The organism is Microseira wollei NIES-4236 (assembly GCF_020521235.1).
Classification (GTDB): Bacteria; Cyanobacteriota; Cyanobacteriia; order Cyanobacteriales; family Aerosakkonemataceae; genus Microseira; species Microseira wollei.
The window spans coordinates 25,151-45,544 of record NZ_BLAY01000002.1 but is presented as its reverse complement, the minus strand read 5'-3'; the positions used below and the strand labels follow the sequence as shown (position 1 = coordinate 45,544).

18 protein-coding genes are annotated in these 20,394 nt (G+C 48.1%); 8 read left to right on the top strand and 10 right to left on the bottom strand.

Features of this window, described 5'->3' with window-relative positions:
* Positions 1 to 24 precede the first annotated feature (24 nt).
* Positions 25 to 711, bottom strand: coding sequence for a type 1 glutamine amidotransferase domain-containing protein (locus MiSe_RS01205; protein WP_226573067.1), 687 nt, complete (start codon positions 709 to 711; stop codon positions 25 to 27).
* 307 nt (positions 712 to 1,018) lie between these two features.
* Positions 1,019 to 1,825, bottom strand: a complete 807-nt coding sequence (locus MiSe_RS01200; protein WP_226573064.1) for an SDR family NAD(P)-dependent oxidoreductase — start codon at positions 1,823 to 1,825, stop codon at positions 1,019 to 1,021.
* 211 nt (positions 1,826 to 2,036) lie between these two features.
* Here MiSe_RS01200 and MiSe_RS01195 point away from each other — a divergent pair, with 211 nt between their 5' ends.
* Positions 2,037 to 2,219, top strand: coding sequence for a putative quinol monooxygenase (locus tag MiSe_RS01195; RefSeq protein WP_226573433.1), 183 nt, complete (start codon positions 2,037 to 2,039; stop codon positions 2,217 to 2,219).
* 251 nt (positions 2,220 to 2,470) lie between these two features.
* On the opposite strand, the gene MiSe_RS01190 is transcribed toward MiSe_RS01195, so the two are convergent.
* The 6 genes from MiSe_RS01190 to MiSe_RS01165 all read right to left on the bottom strand — a co-directional run bounded on the left by MiSe_RS01190 (position 2,471) and on the right by MiSe_RS01165 (position 9,821).
* The gene (locus tag MiSe_RS01190; RefSeq protein WP_226573061.1) at positions 2,471 to 3,772 is read right to left on the bottom strand and encodes a catalase family protein; all 1,302 of its coding nucleotides are present in this window, start codon (positions 3,770 to 3,772) and stop codon (positions 2,471 to 2,473) included.
* Between the two features lie 12 nt (positions 3,773 to 3,784).
* Positions 3,785 to 5,230 carry a Dyp-type peroxidase gene (locus MiSe_RS01185; RefSeq protein WP_226573060.1) on the bottom strand — a complete coding sequence of 482 codons (1,446 nt, stop codon included), beginning with the start codon at positions 5,228 to 5,230 and terminating at the stop codon, positions 3,785 to 3,787.
* A 39-nt stretch (positions 5,231 to 5,269) separates the two neighbouring features.
* Positions 5,270 to 6,592, bottom strand: coding sequence for a hypothetical protein (locus tag MiSe_RS01180; RefSeq protein WP_226573058.1), 1,323 nt, complete (start codon positions 6,590 to 6,592; stop codon positions 5,270 to 5,272).
* Positions 6,593 to 6,601: 9 nt separating this feature from the next.
* The gene (locus tag MiSe_RS01175) at positions 6,602 to 7,048 is read right to left on the bottom strand and encodes a hypothetical protein (RefSeq protein ID WP_226573056.1); all 447 of its coding nucleotides are present in this window, start codon (positions 7,046 to 7,048) and stop codon (positions 6,602 to 6,604) included.
* A 71-nt stretch (positions 7,049 to 7,119) separates the two neighbouring features.
* Complete coding sequence (locus tag MiSe_RS01170) at positions 7,120 to 8,055, bottom strand: hypothetical protein (RefSeq protein ID WP_226573054.1); 936 nt, start codon at positions 8,053 to 8,055, stop codon at positions 7,120 to 7,122.
* A gap of 11 nt (positions 8,056 to 8,066) precedes the next feature.
* A complete protein-coding gene (locus MiSe_RS01165; protein WP_226573051.1) occupies positions 8,067 to 9,821 on the bottom strand; it encodes a peroxidase family protein in 1,755 nt (584 codons plus the stop codon).
* A gap of 552 nt (positions 9,822 to 10,373) precedes the next feature.
* Here MiSe_RS01165 and MiSe_RS01160 point away from each other — a divergent pair.
* From MiSe_RS01160 to MiSe_RS01135, 6 genes are all read left to right on the top strand, one after another.
* On the top strand, positions 10,374 to 14,000 hold the full coding sequence (locus tag MiSe_RS01160; RefSeq protein WP_226573048.1) for a nitrate reductase subunit alpha: 3,627 nt from the start codon (positions 10,374 to 10,376) through the stop codon (positions 13,998 to 14,000).
* Between the two features lie 174 nt (positions 14,001 to 14,174).
* Positions 14,175 to 15,665: a nitrate reductase subunit beta gene (narH, locus tag MiSe_RS01155; RefSeq protein ID WP_226573046.1), complete on the top strand. Its 1,491-nt coding sequence runs from the start codon at positions 14,175 to 14,177 to the stop codon at positions 15,663 to 15,665.
* Between the two features lie 229 nt (positions 15,666 to 15,894).
* A complete protein-coding gene (gene narJ, locus MiSe_RS01150; protein ID WP_226573044.1) occupies positions 15,895 to 16,449 on the top strand; it encodes a nitrate reductase molybdenum cofactor assembly chaperone in 555 nt (184 codons plus the stop codon).
* Positions 16,450 to 16,515: 66 nt separating this feature from the next.
* Positions 16,516 to 17,235 carry a respiratory nitrate reductase subunit gamma gene (narI, locus tag MiSe_RS01145; RefSeq protein ID WP_226573041.1) on the top strand — a complete coding sequence of 240 codons (720 nt, stop codon included), beginning with the start codon at positions 16,516 to 16,518 and terminating at the stop codon, positions 17,233 to 17,235.
* 14 nt (positions 17,236 to 17,249) lie between these two features.
* Positions 17,250 to 18,440: an MFS transporter gene (locus MiSe_RS01140; protein WP_226573032.1), complete on the top strand. Its 1,191-nt coding sequence runs from the start codon at positions 17,250 to 17,252 to the stop codon at positions 18,438 to 18,440.
* Positions 18,441 to 18,463: 23 nt separating this feature from the next.
* Positions 18,464 to 18,913, top strand: a complete 450-nt coding sequence (locus tag MiSe_RS01135; protein WP_226573029.1) for a nitrate reductase associated protein — start codon at positions 18,464 to 18,466, stop codon at positions 18,911 to 18,913.
* Positions 18,914 to 19,031: 118 nt separating this feature from the next.
* On the opposite strand, the gene MiSe_RS01130 is transcribed toward MiSe_RS01135, so the two are convergent.
* Positions 19,032 to 19,268, bottom strand: a complete 237-nt coding sequence (locus tag MiSe_RS01130; RefSeq protein ID WP_226573018.1) for a hypothetical protein — start codon at positions 19,266 to 19,268, stop codon at positions 19,032 to 19,034.
* 139 nt (positions 19,269 to 19,407) lie between these two features.
* On the bottom strand, positions 19,408 to 19,656 hold the full coding sequence (locus tag MiSe_RS01125) for a hypothetical protein (RefSeq protein WP_226573006.1): 249 nt from the start codon (positions 19,654 to 19,656) through the stop codon (positions 19,408 to 19,410).
* Between the two features lie 164 nt (positions 19,657 to 19,820).
* Here MiSe_RS01125 and MiSe_RS01120 point away from each other — a divergent pair, with 164 nt between their 5' ends.
* Positions 19,821 to 20,267 (top strand): CopD family protein, encoded by a 447-nt coding sequence (locus MiSe_RS01120; RefSeq protein ID WP_226573003.1) that lies wholly within the window; start codon positions 19,821 to 19,823, stop codon positions 20,265 to 20,267.
* Positions 20,268 to 20,394 lie beyond the last annotated feature (127 nt).

Here is a 20,394-nt window from a genome sequence, read left to right as displayed (position 1 = left end):
TTTGGGATTTTAGGATTGAATTTGCTACGGTGTTTGCAGAGCTTTAATCAAGGCTTTAGCCACCGCTTTGGCAGACTGAGGATTTTGACCTGTAATCAGTCGTTCGCTCACCTCGACATGGGGAATGAAGGGAATCATCGCTCTTTTGTAGGTCGCACCCTGCTTTTTGAGTTTGTCTTCCAGAAGAAAGGGAACCGCCTTAGTCAAACAAATCAACTGTTCCTCTAAATTAGCGAACCCCGTGACTGTTTTTCCATCTAGCAAAGAACGACCATTGGCAAGCTTAATGTTGAGCAGTCCGGCGGAACCATGACATACGGCTGAGACAAATCCACCATTTTCATAGATTTGGGTTGCCACCTGTGCAAGTCTTTCATTATTGGAAAAATCCCACATTGCCCCATGCCCACCCGCATAGTAAATGGCAGCATAATCCTCTGGGTTAACGGCTTCAATTGGAATGGTGTTATTCAGTTGAGTTTGAAGGCGTTTGTCTTCCCAAAATTGACGATTGTCTTTATCCCGCAAATCATAACTTTTTTGATCGAGCGGTGGTTGACCTCCCTTAGGGCTGGTAAAGTCAATTTCAAAGCCTGCCGCTGCAAGAATGTGATAGAAATGCGTCACCTCTCCCAGCCAGTAACCCGTTTCCTTGCCATTATTCAAGGTGTTATGGCTGGTGGTGACAATTAGAACTTTTTTATCTTTCATTGTCCCAAACGCGCTAGTCGAAACTACCCACTTTAGTGGGAGGCTTTAGCTGCTACTCACCTATTGGGTGGCGCTTTTGTTCAAGGCGAGGAAAAGACAGCGTAACCAGGTGTAATGGCCTCTTGAGTATCCCCTGCCTGATCTAACTCTATAAGTAATCTCTGGCGGTGGATCAAAAGACAAACCTTGGCACCTCTGTCGAATCAGGAATGCGACAATTTATGACGCGATTGAATTAACTTGGGCTTTCAGCCCCCAAGGAACCTCTGCACTGAAAGTGCAGAGTGGTTCATTTGTATTAAATGACCTAGTCGTTTCGTTTCTGCATGTTTCGTACTGTTTGCCTTACAAAACTTCTAGGCAGAAATCGAATCGAGAATGTTTGTAACTGATTGGCTAAACCTGGAACCAAGATTGTTTGATTTCGCATCAAGGCACGATAGCCTGCTTTGGCAACAGTAGCGGCATCTGGAATCTTGCGTCCCTTCACTAATTTAGATTGCTCCATTGCTGCTCTTTTTTGGAAGCCTGATTCAGTTGGTCCAGGGCATAAAACCGTCACTGTAACCCCAGAACCCTGCACCTCATTAGCAATTGCCTCAGAAAAGGATAGTACATAAGCTTTAGTGGCATAGTAAACAGCCATTAATGGTCCCGGCAGGAAAGCTGCGGTTGACGCAATGTTCAAGATCTTGCCTGACTTACGCTTCAGCATTTCTCTAAGAAATAATTTGGTGAGATGCGTCAGGGTAACTATATTAACCTGCATCATTTGCAGTTCCGTTGGCAGGTCAATTTCAGAGAAAAATCCATACGTAGCAAACCCAGCATTGTTGACTAGAATGTCTACTGCAATCCCATCTTGCTGAAGCTCAGTAAAAATTTCCTCTGGAGAAGCTAGATCAGAAAGATCTTTAACAATAATTTTGACTGCAATACTAAACCTGGATATAAGGTCATTTGCTAACTGACTCAGCTTTTGTTCATTTCTAGCAACAAGCACAAGATTATACCGATCTTGTGCAAATAGTTGAGAAAATTCGTATCCCAGTCCACTAGAAGCTCCTGTAATTAAAGCGGTCTGAGGTTGTTTCAATCGAAGTGCGTTATCCATAATGAATTGTGATTAGTAAAGAAAACTCAGTTTTGAAGGCGATTTCAACGTAAGATTTGATAAAATTCACCGCTCCAATTATATGGGAAATCAGCAATGGCATCTGAGCAAATAACCTTGCAGATCAAATCAAGGTCAAACCGGGCGGGAGGAGATGCTCAAGCAAGAGATCCTCGTTGTTGCAGAACTTACACGAGCCGAGTAAAGCTGCATCAACTATGGCATTCATCAATCGGTTAACGATCGATCTATCTTTATGCTCTATGAAAATTGGGTAAGCATGGAAGTATTAACAAAACACCTGGCAATGCCTTATGTCAAAACATTAGACGAAAAGGAACATGCGGTTGTAGCTGAACCAATCCAAACCATGATTTGGCAGCAGATTGATTGACGAATTTGGGGCTACCAACTTACAGCAGTTTTCAGATGTGTAGACCACAGCGAAGACGAGAAGTAGGGAGTGGGGAGTAGAGAATCGTGTGGCTTTGGTAAGTGAGTTTTTGCTCATCCGTTGTGTCGGGTCCTCCAAATCCACGGACTAGGATGATCGGTAATTCACGTTGTGTCGGTGAGTACCATGAAGAAGTTGGTATTCTACTCTCCTTTGTGCCATGAGGGACTACTTACCAATAGTGAAAGACTTTACTCAAAGACTTCATCTCCCGTCGGTTCGTAGTGGGGGACAGCAGTCATCGTTTGTCGCAGTTTTGAAAGTTCCGCATACATTCGTTTCCGAGCACGGTTTTGATTGCCCAACGGTCGATGTTCGGGAATACAATGCCACGGATTGTATGAGAGGCGTTTGGCAAAGTCCAATTGTGCTGGAGAGTCAAATTTCTGCTGAGGAATACGCAGTGTGGCAACTGATACCCGTGGCGAAAGCTTTTCGGGCCAGAGTACGGCATTGTTTTCAATCGGCATTAGGTGTGGATCGGTTTGCAGTTGCAGGCGAACATCAAACTCAATGTCTTCCTGTGCAAGGGTGGCAACCATTGCATCGCGCAGATAGTCATCGGGAGGACGACAAGGAAGTTGGGGGATCGGAGTCCGTTTTGTTGATTTCGGCCACATGGAGTACTGCATGGCTTGGCCGTCTCCTAGCAGATACGGAACACAACTGAAATAGGGAGCTTCCAATGGACTAGTCTGGGTCTTGTTCCACAATGACTGCATAATCAAGTCCAGAATGTGGGGACGATGGCAGTTAATAAAATAGAAAATTTGTGCATTTTTCAAGCTTTCGATCTGCAACTGAGCATTTGCTTTGGTATCCGGGGTCACAAAGGTTGGTGTGGAAACGCCGAACATATCTTGCGTAAACTTCTCATCATCCAACAACTTCGGTCCAGGTACACCCATTAGCTTGATGCTGATGCTCATGAAACCTACATCGTCGATATCCGGCGTTATATAGGGGCCAGGACCCGAAAAGCGCACCCATGCCCGGAAGGTTTGCGGTTGTGCATAGATGCCCTGGCGGAACTCGGCAGGGAGATCGTCATGAATGATCAATTCTCCGCGTACAATGCCGTGCGTTTTTGTGTTACCTCCGCGTTCAAAAGCTCCAGGTTTCCAGAGTTCACGCATCTGCTTTTCAAAGGTTGAGATGATTGATTCGAGGTACGCTTCTTCATCTGGAATCGGTTTTTCCTCCGCAATTTTTAAGCCTTCGTTTGAGCGATTCATGTTAATCAAAGTGGTGGTTAAGCTTGCGATCGGAGCCTGAAATAAAGCATCGAATACTGGCCGAAAAAAGGGATCAAATCGGCGCTCTGTTTGCAAAAGCCAAAGGGAAGTATTGCTTAACCAATTCAAAAAGGCTGAGCCGGTATTGGCAGGTGGCACTGGGCGACTGGTATTGGAGTTCATAGCTAAAATGGTTTCAATTAAAATTCGCAAAGGTAAACGTGCATCAGCATTTTTTAGATTGCGAAGCTGTTCCAAAAAAAAGATGATTCAGATAAAGGAAGCTAAATATCGGATAGCTTTAATTGCAGGTAAGAAAAAGTAAGCACCTCCTCGCACTACTACGAATTGAGGTAGTTCGTAGGTACGGTGTCTAATCGGATTAGCGGGTTGTGTAAATGTATCAACGTTGGTTCCAAAAAGATTGCGATCACCCACCAAGGGGTCTATCTCTTCATAGAGACCACTAAATTTAGGACTGTTGATCCAGGTATGCTGGACAAACTCAAACTGCCGACTTATATTGGCATTAATACAAATGAAATGAATTCCTCGCTCTCCCGAGGTTGGAGTGTTGAGAATGGCTTCCGGATCAAAGGACGAACTGATCGGTTCCCCATAGGTGCGGCCTCGGCGGAGCAGTCGATGGGTTTTGTTCACAGCGATGGATTGCTCGGTACCTGGAGCCGGACCTAGAGAGTCCCGAGGATTGGAGCGGCGGATGTGAGATCCAATGGGACACCGAAAGCCTTGGGTATCTAAATGATGGTAGGCAAAGGCATTTTGATCGATAACGGTTGGGTCATCTTGATCTGGAGACTGCACCAGGGAAGTGCCACTGGGCCAGCGACCAACCATTTTGGCTGCGAGTTTGAGGCGAGCCTCAGGGTTACTGGAACCGTTAGGATCTTGAGTGGCTTTGTCCAAAAAACGCCAAAATTCCTCAACGTTTTGGCTAAGCTGTCGGAAGACCAGATAACTTCCATTACGACCTAGATCAGGGTAGCCAAATTCACCAGATGGTAGGATGTGGTGGCGATCGTACTCAGGTTTTACTCTAGGGCTTTCTGTCAGCAGATTGTACTCATTGGCATAGCCGAGGATAAATTCTCCCGCTTTGATAGTGTTATAAGATTCCCCGACTCGGTTTAAGCCTTCAATAATCGGTTGACTAATCGCATCACGAAAACCAAAGTGTTCGCGAAAGCAACCGCCCTCATCCTTCAGGGGTTTGGTGTCTAGTTTCTGGATAAGATCAACCCCACCCTGAGAGAACTGGTCAGCGAGAGTCTTATAAAACTCAGCCAATTGCTGCTCATCACTGGCATAGAGGAGCAGAAGAAGATGTACTTTAGTTTGCTGTGGAACCGAACCACCCCAAAGCCATAATTTCGGGTCATTTGGACTGCCCTCACGGTCACCCAGATGACGACTGCGATTCGGCTCGGTCATACCTTCTTGAAACTCTGTGGGAAAAGTGCAAAGACTACTTTGATGCAATCCTAAAGCGACAAGTCCCTCATAGCTGAAGGCAGCATTCAGGCAGCGATTGCGGGGAGGCTCCTGACAGGTTTGTATCGAATCCGCTAAGTTCCCTAGCCATTGTCGAGTCAAAGGGGCATCCTGAATATGCAGCAAAAGGTAGGTCGCAGCTTCGAGATTGCCATAGCCACGGGCGATGATGCCTTGAATATCCTGAAGTTCGAGGTGATTCATAGAGCTTCCCTGGAATTGTGGAAAAGAGACGCAATCTGGTCAGAATCGAGCTAGCCATGCTTGTTGGGCAGCAGAGTCTAGCGATCGAAACAATCCGGCTCGAATCTCGGAATTGTTAATGATGTTGACCGCAGAAAGATTTGGATAGGCTGAATACCAAACCTGAGTGCGAATTTGATATTTGCGGAGGACTGCTTTATAGATCTGTTCATCCCTAGCACCTCCCTTCACGAGCCAACTCGTTTTGGGATAATCCACACCATGCCCAAAGATGAGGTTTAATCCCCATGCAACTTTGTTGATAAAGTCATTCATATAATCTTCTAAGTCGCCATCGTAGTTACTCATAAACAGTACTCGTCGGCCCTGATCAATGACCACCCAATTTGCAAAGTGAATGGTATCTACCCCATGTAGATTGAGGAGAGGGACTGTTCCTAAATCGCCATTGTTAAAAATGTGGCGAATCACAAAATTCACCAGCCTCAGAATAACGTTCAGGGTGATGTAACGGAACCAACCTGGTTTAACAAAACCCACGACACTGAACTGATTTTGACTAAAAAAGTCTTCATCCTGGGCAAGGTGGATGCGATGAAACTGACTTAATCTAAAATTTAGATCTTGTCGGGGATGAGGAGCTATTTCTTCTTGCCATCGTAAAATTGCAAAGAAGATGGGAGAGATGGGTAAAAAGACTAGACCCAGCAGCAAAATGAATAGCAAACCAAAGACAAAATACAGCTTTTCCTGAATTTTCCACTTCAGACCGGGGGATGCGGCTGGAGCCTGACTCCAGGCAAGGGTTGGTTCCTGCTTGACAAAGTCCTGAATGGCCCGACGAATTGTGTCTTCATCGGGTCTGGCATCCCCTTGTTGGCGTTGGTAGCGATCTAGAAAGTCCTCAATCTGGTCATGCAGATCTGCTTCCTGATGCACCTGTTGTACGGTGCGACCGACAGTGTTTACATAGAAAGTTTGGGTCTCAATCTGGTGTTGTTGCAGATAGGCAATCTGTCTGGTAGCAGTGCGTTGCTCGGGTGGGGGATAGCCTTGACAGTGGCTAAAGATCTGATCCAGTCCCAGGCCAGAAACCTCTACCAGCGATCGCACATAGCTTTTCAGGGGAGCATCAATACAGCTTGAAAATGCCAAACTTGCAGGAATGATTGTGCCATGCAAAGGATCGACAACCGACTCAAGAATGACAAATCGGGCAAAATGTACCTGTGGAAACTGGGCAAAGGGAATCAGGTTGTTGTGTTCAACATTTTGCTGGATAGAATGAAGCACTTCTCTCAGGCTATCCATCTGCTCAGGCTTGATTGGGGCAACAACCGTGAGAGTCTCTTGGTGAGTCATATGCCTGCATTATTTGAGGGAGTTTGAGAATTCAAGAATGAAATTCAATACCCGTGATTTTCCCCAGTAAGCTTGGCCCAAATAAAGGCCAGGAGAGACTTCCCGAATTTCATCTCGGATGCGCTGAGCAACAAACGAAGTTTTAGAGTAGTCCAGAATGATGGTTTCTTTACCGTCAATCCAACTTTCTCCGCGGTAGATTTGAGCTTTGATTAACTTGAGACTCAAGGGCGTGATCTTATTCAGCAAGAAGGACTGATCGGCATAAAAAAATTTTCCCCGCCAAGCCAGTAGCTTAACGATCGGAGCCAGACTTTTGCTGAGCACAGAACCAGCAGCGATGATAGCTGTGCCTCTACCATCGCCATTAGGAATTGCACCAGGGAAACTCCTTTTGTAAAGGTCATCCAGTTCACTCTGGGACATGGTCATCAAATCCGCTGTTACAACAGTCATGGCACGTCACCTTCCAATGAGTTAGATGAATCAAATGTTCTTATAGTAGCAATTTGTAAGCAAGAGTGAAGCTATTGCTTACGAAAGCGTTGATGTCTAAAGAAAAGACGGCTATCGCCGTAGGATGAGGCAATGAATTCAGATGTGGTTTTAATGTGTCCGATGAGCTTAGACTTCAATCGATTTTGGGTTTGTTGGGCTTCAGTGTTTCCAGCTTGGTTGGAGTCCGTTCCATAGACCGAAAAAAGTATGGTTCCGGGAGCGATCGCGGCAAGGTCATTGCGAAAATCTCGCCCTGGACTTTCTGAAAATTGAACAGTTGGTTCTGGTACAAGAAAGATTTGAGTGGGATAGCGAGGATGATCAACATTTCGACCTTGCTGATCGACTTCACTCAATCCTTTTAAAGACAGCTTGGTTGGATGTTTAGTCACTCGCATGAAAATGAGATTGATTAATCTGGGACCAATTTGGTGCACAACTGGAACAATATTAGAAAACTCATTTGCGAAGAAGTTGTAGTTATTTCCCTGCCCTGTTAATGAAACCAGTGCAGAAAAATCTTCAGAAGGTTTTCCATCAACCAGCCATTTGATGGCAAGGCCAGGAGCAAAGCCGCGATCGCTCGGATCACCTGTTAAAGACAATCTCAGAAACCCATAATCGGCTCCCTGAAACAATCCAGTGAAGGGGTTAGGGTTTGTAGGCACAAACTGAATCTTAGCCACACTAGCGTGGGCGTGAATTGCCTTTTTCCAGTTGGATGGTGCCTCATCCGATTCATAATCCATCTTTGCCCTTAAAGCGGTCAAAAACAGACCGATCACATCAATTTTTTTCAGGGCGGGCAGGTGATCATAACGGGATTTTAGAAGTCGTTCATTCCAGAGAAATTCCTGCTTTTGCTTCGCCGCCCAAGATGGGTAATCAGGCGGCAGTGAATCTGGATTCTGAGGGTTAACCTGAGAATCGTGGCTTTGTTCTGAACTTTGCATATGTTGAGCCAAAACTTATCTGGTTAGTTAAACAAGCGTCTCCAAGGAGCGAAAGCATTGTTCAGATTAGTATGAGCAAGGGACAGTTCAGGGAAATGGCGACGCAAAACGGTCAACATGGTATTGTTATCAATCCAATCCAATCCAAACTGGGTATAAACTTCCGCTCTATAGTCCTTTGTGAAGAAGCGATCGCTCTTCAAGCGTCGTGATGCCATCAAAATGAATACTCGAAAGGCAGTATCGCTGAAGCCAAATCCCTCTGGCAAATCTTCTGCGAACATACCCACCATTAAATCAACGCTGTCAATGTTGTTGTTATAGACCTCACGCATCTCCTTCACCCATTGCGGGTTTCTGGTAATCTCCTCAAAGGAGTTAACCCGACCCCGACCAATCAATTCACGGAACCTGTTATAGCGGGGAACTCCGCGTTCGCGATCACGTATAATATCGACTGCCGCGAGGTCAAATACATCTCCGTTATCTCGTACCAACTGCTGCAAGAAACGCGGATAATTGTGCAGAGTAATTGCGCCAGGATGAGCAATTCCTAAGGAGTAAAACAAATCTGTCATTGGAATTGCTTCTACAACTGACCGAGTCCGCTTGCCGGATGCTTCAAAGAAATCCTTCTTCATCAGCAGTTTGCCGCTTTTAAGTTCGCAGAACTCAAACTCATCGGGAATCAGCGGGTGTAATCGATAAACCGATACGAATTCTTCGGTGAGATAGTAGGGAGCCGTGTGGTGATCCGTTTGCGACCCAATAATTCCGCTTAAAATCTCACCCTCCCCAATCCGACCAAATAGCCGCTTTACGTGCTGTCCCAGCATCCCATACCAGTTGGCATTCATCGCAATTTGCAGGGCAGGATGAGCAAGGATACCTGGTGTCCATTCAACCGTGTGAATCTTCGCCATCAAGGCCGCATTGATTAACCTCGCATGATCGTAGAGCTGGTCATCACTCCAATCAGTGTACTGTCTCTTCAGTTCATCGCAGAGCGTGTTATGCTCCCGCACAAACAGGGTATGCAATAGACTCAATCCAACCCAATAATTATCATTGGCACCTGTTAGATCAACGCCTTTTTCCGGGTCTAAAGGCAGCAATCCATCATCGCCAATGGTCAGTTTGCCGTCCACATGGGAACGGAGCTTGTAAGCAGCACTGCTATCATGTCCATAGATTTGTGAGCCATCCCACCAGTGCGTCGAATCACTGATATAGGTCGGTGGTGCAGATTGATCTCCTTCAGGACGAGAGGGATCTGCATCGGTTTGGGACACAGTCATGGGGCGGTGTTCCTGGGGCCAGGGATCACTGTCCTCTAGAGGAATCTCAAACTTCTTGTTGGGATTAGTTTTGTGGACAAACCAATCATGGTTCTGGAACTGGATCCATGCGGCCGCCAGAATATTCAGCGTCGTTGCAGGGATAAACTCATCTCGCGTCATCAGTACCTGACTGACTGTACGCGGGTTCGGATTCATTAAATTCTTTTCATCTGGGTAGGCATCCTTCAGCGGCACATTGCGCCCGAAACGAGTCCCAATCATCCCCATCTCTGGATGCTCAAGGTCGTTAAAGCTACCATCAAATGTACGGGTAGTGAGATGCCGTCCTTCAGGATCTGGCAAAGGTTTAGGCGATGCCTCTTTGTCCGGCAATTGCGATGTATCGTGCAAGTTCTTTTGCCGCATGGTTGTGCGAAACTGATTTAACTTAAGCAGCGACAAAGGCAGGATCAGACGATGCCAGGGGGTTTTAGACATAGATTAACCTCTTCTAGATTATTGCTGATGTAGAAAAAGCACAGTTATACATAAGGAGACGCTCAACCAAAAATCTGCTTCCTTCGAGCAGATGGACGAATATCTGGATAAAGGCAATCCTTAACGCTATCTGCAGCAATAGTCACAATCGTTATGACCCTAATCAGTCTGGCTACGCCAATAACTATAGCATCACATTCGTGATGTATGTGATTAGCGTGTAGATAGGGCTTGCTGAATTTTCCCGCGATCGCAGTCTCGCGCGCAATCGCACAGCCGGAAAATCTAGTCGGAAGTTACCCCGCGTCGCGGGGTAACTTCCGGCTGAAACCATTACCCAATATGACTTTCCAGCATTTGGGAAAATCTGTTACATGACTACATTTTGTGGAAACCCTTATGTGGCGCTGGTTTTAGCCAATTTTGGCTCAATAAAATCATATATCGTGGTTGAATCGACAAAGCTTAAGAAAAGCTTAAATTACATGACTACACATTTTTGAGGCAAAATGGCTATAAACAAAGCAGGACAAGGGTTTCAGCCAACCAAAGTTGCCCCGCAGGGGGCAACTTCCGATTAAAGACATCATCAACCCCGATCTGCGCCAGTGGGAAGAGTTTTACCGCAATCGCTGGCAACATGACAAAGTAGTTCGCAGTAGCCACGGCGTTAACTGCACGGGTGGCTGTTCCTGGGCAATCTATGTCAAAGATGGCATCGTCACCTGGGAGATGCAGCAAACCGACTATCCCGATCTAGAACCGGGTATCCCCTCCTGCGAACCCAGAGGATGTCAGCGGGGAGTCAGCTACTCGTGGTACATCTACAGCCCAATTCGGGTCAAGTATCCCTATATGCGCGGCGTGTTGATGGACTTGTGGCGCGAGGCAAAACGCCAACACACAGATCCAGTCGCCGCTTGGGAATCGATCGTGCAGGATGAAACCAAGCGTCGTCAGTACCAACAAGCTAGAGGCAAAGGGGGAATGCGCCGCGCCAGTTGGAATGAAGTGCTGGAAATTACGGCAGCATCTACGGTTCACACCATCAAGCAGCACGGACCCGATCGCGTGGTTGGCTTTTCTCCCATTCCCGCCATGTCCATGCTCAGTTATGCTGGCGGTTCCCGCTTCTTGCAATTAATGGGAGGCGTGAATTTAAGCTTCTACGATTGGTACAGCGACCTCCCCAACGCCTCCCCAGAAGTGTGGGGCGAACAAACCGATGTGGCGGAAGCAGCAGACTGGTACAAGTCTCGCTTCATTGTCTCGATGGGGTCTAACCTGAACATGACCCGCACGCCGGATGTTCACTTTATCGCTGAAGCGAGGCACGCGGGAGCTAAGTTTGTGGTATTCTCGCCGGATTTCAGCCAAGTTGCCAAGTACGGCGACTGGTGGATTCCCGTTAACGCGGGTCAAGATGGTGCCTTCTGGATGGCGGTTAACCACGTCATTCTCAAGGAATTCCACTGCGATCGCCCCACCGACTACTTCATCAACTACCTGAAACGCTACAGCGATGCGCCGTTCCTGGTGGTGCTGAACGAGCAGGATGGCGCATACCGCGCCGGACGCATGATTGCTGCCGATCAACTTGCCGAATACCAAAACGTCGAACACGGTGAGTGGAAATACTTGGTCTTTGACCAAATCGCTAACCGTCCTCGGATGCCCCAAGGCACGATCGGGTTCCGTTGGCAAACCCAAAAGGGACAGTGGAATCTGGAAATGAAAGACGGACTGGATGGGGCAGAGATTGAGCCACTATTGACTTTTTTGGCAAATCATGATATTAATTTGCCCGTTCAATTCACCGATTTTGCGGCAGGGAAGGTTTGCCACCGGGAAGTCCCCGTTAAATACTTGGAAACCCCGTCGGGACGGGTTGTTGTCACCACTATCTATGACCTGCTGATGGCGCAGTTTGGGGTCAGCCGTGGGTTATCAGGAGACTATCCCCAAGGTTACGACGATGAAAGTGCGCCCTACACCCCAGCATGGCAAGAAAAATTTACGGGGATTGACCGCAAGACGGTGGTGCAGTTTGCGCGGGAGTGGTCAACCACCGCAGAACGCACCGAAGGCAAGTGCTGCATCATCATCGGCGCAGGCATCAACCACTGGTATCACAATAACTTGATGTACCGCGCCGCGATGGTGGGGTTGATGTTGTGCGGTTGTGTGGGACGCAACGGTGGTGGACTGAACCACTATGTGGGTCAAGAAAAACTAGCTCCAATGGCTTCTTGGAGTGCCTTAGCCTTCGCCCTTGATTGGGTGAAACCGCCTCGGTTACAAAATGCGCCGTCCTTCCACTACGTTCACACCGATCAGTGGCGCTACGATCGCAACCTGATCGAAGCTCAATTAGGTTCCGACCCAAGCCACACAATGGATTGGCAGGTAAAAGCGGTACGCATGGGATGGTTGCCTTTCTATCCCCAATTCAACCGCAACTCCCTGGAATTGGTGCAAGCAGCCAAAGCCGCAGGCGCAAATACCGATGCCGAGATTCGCCAGTGGATTGTCCAGCAACTGCAAACTGGGGAGTTGAAATTCTCGGTGGAAGACCCAGATGCGCCGGAAAATTGGCCTCGCGTTTGGTACATTTGGCGCGGTAATGCGCTGATGTCCTCGGCGAAGGGACACGAGTATTTTTTGAAGCATTATCTGGGAACTCATACGAATGCGATCGCTGACGAACTGCCCACCAATCCCAGCCAAGAAGCAGTCTGGCACCCACAAGCACCCCAGGGCAAGCTCGATCTGGTGGTGAATATCAACTTCCGCATGGATACTTCGGCGCTTTACTCCGATGTTGTTCTCCCCACCGCTACCTGGTACGAAAAGAACGACCTCAACAGCACCGATATGCACTCCTACATTCACCCGCTCACAGCAGCCATTTCGCCCTGCTGGGAGTCGAAGAGTGACTGGGATATCTTTAAAGCTCTAGCTCAACAAGTCAGCGAACTGGCAAAAGTTCACCTGCCCCAACCAATCTCGGATCTTGTCGCAGTACCCCTACAACACGACACCCCAGCGGAAATTGCTCAACCTTCTATCAAAGACTGGGCGAAAGGAGAATGCGAACCCATTCCCGGTAAGACCATGCCCAACTTTGTCGTAGTCGAGCGGGATTACGTCAATTTGTACAATCGCTTTATTTCCTTTGGCCCCTTAGCCAGAAAAGACGGCTTGGGCGTTCACGGGATTAACTGGGCGATCGACGATCTGTACGATGAATTGGCTTCTACTCAGCCAGCAACCCAGTGGAATGGGCAGCAATATCCTTCCGTTAAGGATGCGGTAGAAGCGGCAAATGTAATTCTCCACCTCGCCCCCGAAACCAATGGGGAAGTGGCTTACCGCGCCTTCGAGGCGGAGTCGAAAAAAGTGGGGTTGCCCCTCACCGATTTAGCTGAGCCAACGCGAGGTGTGCGCTATCAATTCAGCGACCTGGTACAACAACCCCGACGACTGCTGAACAGTCCCATCTGGACAGGCATTATGACCAATGGTCGCCCCTATTCTGCCTATTGCCTCAATGTGGAACGTCTAGTGCCGTGGCGCACCCTCACGGGGCGGCAGCATTTCTACCTCGACCATGAGGGATACATCGCCTTTGAGGAAAACCTGCCCACCTACAAACCAAAACCTGACGTTCACTTAGCAGAGGATTTGGTTGCGGGTAATGGTTATCAGCCTACAGACAAAACGATCGTCTTGAACTATCTCACTCCTCACGGGAAATGGCACATCCACTCGATGTATTCCGAAAACCACCGGATGCTCACCCTTTCGCGCGGGATTGAACCCTTCTGGATTAACGATAAAGACGCTGAAACCATCGGCATTGTAGACAACGACTGGGTGGAAGTGTTCAACGATCACGGCGTGGTCGTCACGCGAGCGGTGGTGAGCGCCCGCATTCCCCAAGGAATTGGCATCATCTACCACGCGATGGAGCGCACCATGTCCATACCCAAGTCACCTGAACGGGGCAACCGTCGCGCTGGGGGACACAACAGCCTGACGCGAATTCGCCTTAAACCCGTGTTGATGATGGGGGGTTACGGACAATTCACCTATGGCTTTAACTACTGGGGACCAACGGGAGTAAACCGCGACACCTTTGTGGCGGTACGGAAGCTCAAAGGCGAACCCAAGTTTTAGAACCTCAGTAGATCGCAAACCAGATCCCCCCCAGCCCCCCTTAAAAAGGGGGGAGAAAGAAGCTCAAAGTTCCCTAAAAAAGGGGGGAGAAAGAAGCTCAAATTTCCCCTTTTGAAGGGGGATTTAGGGGGATCAAACGAAGGTTGCTTGTTAGAAATTGAGAGGAGAAACACAATGGATATTCGCGCTCAAGTATCGATGATGTTCCACCTGGATAAATGTATCGGTTGTCATACTTGCAGCATTGCCTGTAAAAACGTCTGGACCGATCGCCAGGGTACGGAATATATGTGGTGGAATAACGTAGAAACCAAACCGGGAACGGGTTATCCCACCCAATGGGAAGACCAGGAACAATACAAAGGGGGATGGAAAAAAGAAGGGGATGATATTGAGTTGCGAGCAACCAACAAAGTTAAAGGACTCGCTAATATTTTTCATCAACCCTATCTGCCTAGTATTGACGATTACTACGAACCGTGGACTTACAAATACGGCGATTTGATTGATGCTCCCGCAGGCGACGATCAACCGACGGCGCGTCCGGTTTCGCTGATTACGGGAGAGGACATTGATATTCAGGCAGGACCAAACTGGGATGATGACTTGGGTGGTTCCCCCATCTATGCCGCCAACGACCCCAACCTGGATCCACTCAGTCCAGAGGAACGGGAAACCTTATTTGAAATTGAGCGGCTGGTTTTCTTCTATTTACCTCGAATTTGCAACCATTGCGCCAATCCCAGTTGTGTAGCATCCTGCCCATCTGGCGCACTCTACAAACGGGGTGAAGATGGCATTGTGTTGGTTAACCAAAATGTCTGTCGCGGTTGGCGTTATTGTGTTTCTGCTTGCCCCTACAAGAAGGTTTACTACAACTGGAAAACGGGTAAGTCGGAAAAGTGTATTTTGTGCTACCCACGTCTGGAAACGGGGCAAGCGCCTGCTTGTTTCCATTCCTGCGTCGGTCGCATTCGCTATTTAGGGGTGGTGCTATACGATGGCGATCGCATCCACGAAATTGCCTCCGTCGATGAATCGGAACTGGTGGCTAAACAACGAGAACTGATTCTCAACCCCTTCGATCCAGAAGTAATTTCCCAGGCGCAACGCTGCGGAGTTCATGCATCAGTGATTGAAGCGGCGCAAAAGTCTCCTGTTTATAAGTTCGTCAAAGAATGGGAGTTAGCTTTACCCCTGCATCCAGAATTTCGTACCCTGCCAATGTTGTTCTACGTTCCGCCGCTGCTACCGATCGCAGGCAAGGTGGAAAATGGCACTTATGACATTAACAGTGAGGATTTCTTTAGCTCTCTCGAACGCGCCCGAATTCCCATGCAATACATGGCGAAACTGTTCTCGGCAGGCAATATCAACCTGATTGAACAAACCTATCGCAAATTGATGGCAGTTCGGTTATACAAACGTGCTGAGGAGATGCACCACCTCGATCATCCAGAGGTAAAAGCGGCACTGAACGAAGCGGTCGTCACTCCAGAACAATGTGAAGCCATCTACCGCCTGACTTCTCTACCCACGATGCAAGATCGGTTTGTAATTCCGCCGATGCACCGGGAATATGCGATCGCCCTGATGGAAGACCCAGCTATGCACAAAGGCTCGGCGGGAATCGGCTTCCGCACTCCTCCAGAGCGAGGACTTTAGTGGTAGCGCGGGGCAAAAACCGACCCAGAAACCGGGTTTCTGTAATTTTATTGCTTCTTCTGACTTCTTCTGACTTCTTCTGACTTCTTCCTCTTTCTTCCTTCGTGTCCTTCGCGTCTTTGCGGTTCAATAATACTAATTCTCCGGACAAGGCAACCAGTAAGCCAGAAGCTAAAAGAAACTCGGTTTCTACACTCTGCATGTTTATTTAGTTGATAAAGAATCAAAAATGAAGACACAAATTCAACAAATTTATCGGCTCTTCTCTGCAATTTTCACCTATCCATCGCCTGAATTACCCGCAGAAATTAGCGAATGTCATCGCCAATTGACGACGGATTATCCCGAAGCGGCAGAGTTAATTAACCAGTTCCAAACCTTGGCAAACAGCACATCTATAGCTCACTTAGAGGAGATTTACACCAGCACTTTTGATGTGAATCCCGTTTGTTTTCCTTATCCCGGATTTCACTTATTTGGCGAAAACTTTAATCGAGCTGATTTCCTCGTCAAATTGCAACAAAAATATCAGGAACATGGGTTTATCGCCCCCCCAAATGAACTCGCCGATCATTTGTCGGTGATGCTGGAATTTCTCAGTACTTTAGAACCCGATGCGGTTCTCGGCAGGGAATTAATTGAGGATTGTTTAGTTCCTGCTCTGGAAAAAATGAATGAAGGTTTCAAAACAGATAGCCCTTATGCAACGGTGGTGCGATCGCTGTTGAGTTTTTTGCAAAGCAGCCGTCAAAGAAACTGGGTTTCTACGATAATCTCTGTCTGATTGCCGAGATTTAGCTAAGAAACCCGGTTTCTAAAGCTAGATTTTTCCTGATTGCGAGGATTTTTTATGACCATCAATACTTTATTGTTCGCGATCTTTCCCTACATGGCGATCGCTGTTGCCATCATCGTTACCTGTCTGCGCTATTTCAACAATCGCTTTTCCTACTCGAGTCTGTCCTCTCAGTTTCTAGAGAGCAAACAACTGTTTTGGGGTTCGGTTTCTTGGCACTACGGCATTCTCGTCATTCTCGCCGCCCATCTGATCGGTTTTCTGATGCCGCGATCGCTCCTAGCTTGGAATGGGGTTCCCTGGCGATTATACGTTCTGGAATCGACCGGGCTGGCGATGGGCTTTCTCAGCCTTTGGGGCATTCTTGTCCTGATTTTCCGCCGCATTTCCCAAGCTCGCATTCGAGTCGTGACTTCACCAATGGATTTGGTCTTGCTTTTAGCCTTGCTGGTACAAGTAGTTGCGGGGGTGTGGACGGCGATCTTTTATCGCTGGGGTTCGTCCTGGTATGCCACCTCAGCAGTGCCTTATTTGCGATCGCTGTTTCTCCTCAATCCCGATCTTTCCTTGGTGGCTACGCTCCCAGTCATGGTGAAAGTCCACATTGTGGGGGCATTCTGCTTAATTGGACTCCTCCCCTTTACCCGCCTGGTTCACTTCCTATCTGTGCCTTTGCAATATGTTTGGCGACCCCCACAAGTGGTGGTGTGGAATCAGCGATTCTCCTACGGAGACGCTACGCGAACGCCTAGCAGGATGGCAGAGCATTCTTAAGGAGCATTTTTGCCATGACCAGTTCTAACCAATTTGAAAATGTACACCCAACAGCCCCAAAGAGCCTATTTCTGGCAACTACAGCCTTCGCGATCGCCTTCGCCAACTGGGGGCTAATCGCAGGTCTAGCACCGTTGCTGAAAAAAGAACTAGGACTGTCTGTTGGTCAAGCGAGTTTGGCGATCGCAATTCCCGTCTTGCTGGGTGCGGTGGGACGAATTCCGGCGGGGATCTTGACCGATCGCTTTGGAGCAAGATGGGTGTTCAGCCTGCTGTTAGGCTTTGGGATCGTTCCAACGGTGGCGTTAGCGATCGATCGTTCCTATAACAGCTTGCTGTTCTGGGGGTTTTTCCTGGGAATCTTAGGCAGTTCTTTCGCGATTGGGGTCGCTTTTGTCTCGCGCTGGTATCCCCCAAAACGTCAAGGTATGGCTACTGGAATTTATGGGGCGGGAAATATCGGACAATCCATCGCCGTCTTTGGCGGACCAGTTCTTGCTAGTTGGATCGGGATTCCTGCTACATTTCTCCTGTTTGGTATTGCTTCTCTGGTTTGGGGGATTGTCTTTGCCCTGACTGCCCAGAATCCCCCAGTCAAGGTCAGACCGAAAACGTTTCGGGAATGTTTGAGCGTACTGCAAACCGAAAAACTGACTTGGGCGCTCAGTCTATTCTACGCGCTTACTTTTGGTGGATTTGTGGCGTTGAGTATCTATTTACCGACGCTGCTCAAAGAAGTCTTTGCATTACCTCCTGCTGATGCTGGTGCCCGCACTGCTTTTTTTGTGATTTTGGCAACCCTCTGTCGTCCCGTCGGCGGTTGGCTGAGCGATCGCATTGGCGGACAAACCCTGCTCCTGTACGTCTTTTTGGGGATGTTTGCGATCGGCTGGCTGATGGCATTCCCGTCCATCATCCCCTTCACCATTGGCGCATTAGGTTTCGCTATTCTCTGCGGTTTGGGCAACGGCGGAGTGTTTAAATTAGTACCCCAGTATTTCCCTCAACAAGTTGGTACCGTCACAGGTTTAGTAGGAGCAGCCGGTGGATTGGGAGGGTTCTTCCCGCCCCTGGAGTTAGGTATGTTTCAGGAACTCACCCACAGCTATGCTCCAGGATTCATCCTACTGAGTCTGTTTGCGTTACTTTGTGCCTGGGTGCTGGGGCGCACGTTTCTGCGCTTACCCACCCCCGTCCACCACTAAATACAACCGCCTAATACAGTGCCATGACTTTTTTTCAATTTGAAGCCGATTTCGTTGAAAGCCTCCGTTGCATTCCCATGCAGGTGCGCTACAAACTGGATACCTGTGGCGTTAAACTCAAACTGCCAGACTGGAACCGTTTTTCAAAGGTAGAGCGACAGCAGTTGGTAGAACTCCCCTGCGAAACGGAAACTGAGGTGCAAACCTATCGGGAAATGGTGCATCAACTGGTAGCAGAACATGGGAGCGATCGCCCCAGTGACCTCCCGATCGACCCTACCCCCGAATGGCATAATTCTGAGGTGGTTCCTGCCAGCGTCCAGGCTCAAAGTAACAGTTTCGGCATTAGCTTAAATTCAGAGCAGTGGGCATCTCTCACTCCACTCCAGCGTTTTGCACTGATCAAACTCAGTCGCTCTAACCACGAAAACCGTAATTTTTTGCCAGCGTTGAAGGAGTTTGAATTGGCGTAGCTAGTAGGGGCACGGCATCGAAAGTCTTGCACTCAAACCGAAATCTTACCTACGCCGTGCCCCTACGGTGTGGTCAAAAGAATTGAAAATCGCTGTAAATCCAACCGCCAGAGAAAGCTCAAACCAAAACGGGTTGGGACTCTAATTCACAGACTTGTACTTCTCGACGCGACACAATCCGCAATTCATGGGGATAGCGCGGACGCGGATCGTTCGCTAACCAGATCGGAGGCACCATCATGGCTTCATAGCAATCAATCCGATGCAAAACTCCCGGTTTGTCTTTGAGTTCTACAATTGTCCCCGGTAGATACTCAAATATTTCATCCCAATCGATAGCTGACTCGGTGTTCATAGCACTCAACCAATCTGATACCTGCAACTCTTGCCCGGTTCCCTATAGCAGCCAAGGAATAAAAACTACATTGTTGATTTGGCAGACGATCGCGTAGCTTCTTGAGCAGGATAATCCCATCGGGAACCAATTTCCTCAATCAACTATAGAAATGGCTTTTATGGAGAACAACCTGCCCACAATCCGGCACCCAGGCAACCCAGGTATCTGGTGACTCTTGACAGAGCAACTTGGCTTCGTCAAATGCGTATTCACTCTTGCGTTGCAACAGCTTAACCCAGGTATCGCGGGTGTAGGTGATGTGGCAAACTGGGTTCCAGGTTGGGGCGATCGCACTCTCTAGCGCGGGTGTCGGTAGACAAACTGGATCGATCGTTTGAAGGGTCATAATCTTTCTCCGTCTCAAATCGATTAAAACTGGTGAAAACACTTCCCCTTAACCGAACTAGAGGAAAGCGAATCAAATAATTTCTGTAGTCATTTTTACAGAATGACAGCCCCATCGCTCAATTCCACCAGATAAATTAACAAATCCTGACAAAATCTAGGCTTATGCTGTTCAAAATTCTGGTTATTCTACATACTCTGGGAGCCACCGTCTGGACGGGTGGACATCTGGTGCTTGCGGTCACCGTTTTGCCCCCTGCCCTCAAGCATCGCGACCCGGATCGCATCCATCAGTTTGAAGAACAGTTCGAGGGATTTGGGCTGGCTGCTTTGTTGCTCCAGGTGATTACGGGGTTGTGGCTAACCTGGATCTACTTTCCTGGCTTCCAGAATTTTTGGGCCTTCGATTCGTTTTTGTCTGTCTATATCGGCATCAAGTTAGGCTTGCTGCTAGGTACTCTGGCACTGGCAGTTCATGCGCGCTTTTTCATCATTCCGCATCTGACCAAAGAAACCTTAAACTCCCTGGCATATCACATTGTGGGCGTGACCACCCTGGCAGTGTTGTTTGCGATCTTAGGTGCGGGAATTCGCCTCGGTGGGTTTGGTTAGATATTCACCTGTTTTAACAGCTAAAAATAATTGATTTGAACATATCAGAAAACTTGCAGGCTATAACTATAGATTTATAGATTTGAGATGGCAGATTTCAAATTGAATCAAAACAAATCTGCCATCT

Bases quoted from the DNA above. Each gene is read 5' to 3' on its own strand.
- MiSe_RS01125 (WP_226573006.1), bottom strand. From the start codon at position 19,656: ATGACCCTTCAAACGATCGATCCAGTTTGTCTACCGACACCCGCGCTA.
- MiSe_RS01120 (WP_226573003.1), top strand. From the start codon at position 19,821: ATGCTGTTCAAAATTCTGGTTATTCTACATACTCTGGGAGCCACCGTC.
- MiSe_RS01185 (WP_226573060.1), bottom strand. From the start codon at position 5,230: ATGAATCACCTCGAACTTCAGGATATTCAAGGCATCATCGCCCGTGGC.
- narJ (WP_226573044.1), top strand. From the start codon at position 15,895: ATGAAGACACAAATTCAACAAATTTATCGGCTCTTCTCTGCAATTTTC.
- MiSe_RS01205 (WP_226573067.1), bottom strand. From the start codon at position 711: ATGAAAGATAAAAAAGTTCTAATTGTCACCACCAGCCATAACACCTTG.
- MiSe_RS01200 (WP_226573064.1), bottom strand. From the start codon at position 1,825: ATGGATAACGCACTTCGATTGAAACAACCTCAGACCGCTTTAATTACA.
- MiSe_RS01130 (WP_226573018.1), bottom strand. From the start codon at position 19,268: ATGAACACCGAGTCAGCTATCGATTGGGATGAAATATTTGAGTATCTA.
- MiSe_RS01180 (WP_226573058.1), bottom strand. From the start codon at position 6,592: ATGACTCACCAAGAGACTCTCACGGTTGTTGCCCCAATCAAGCCTGAG.
- MiSe_RS01165 (WP_226573051.1), bottom strand. From the start codon at position 9,821: ATGTCTAAAACCCCCTGGCATCGTCTGATCCTGCCTTTGTCGCTGCTT.
- narH (WP_226573046.1), top strand. From the start codon at position 14,175: ATGGATATTCGCGCTCAAGTATCGATGATGTTCCACCTGGATAAATGT.
- narI (WP_226573041.1), top strand. From the start codon at position 16,516: ATGACCATCAATACTTTATTGTTCGCGATCTTTCCCTACATGGCGATC.
- MiSe_RS01175 (WP_226573056.1), bottom strand. From the start codon at position 7,048: ATGACTGTTGTAACAGCGGATTTGATGACCATGTCCCAGAGTGAACTG.
- MiSe_RS01140 (WP_226573032.1), top strand. From the start codon at position 17,250: ATGACCAGTTCTAACCAATTTGAAAATGTACACCCAACAGCCCCAAAG.
- MiSe_RS01135 (WP_226573029.1), top strand. From the start codon at position 18,464: ATGACTTTTTTTCAATTTGAAGCCGATTTCGTTGAAAGCCTCCGTTGC.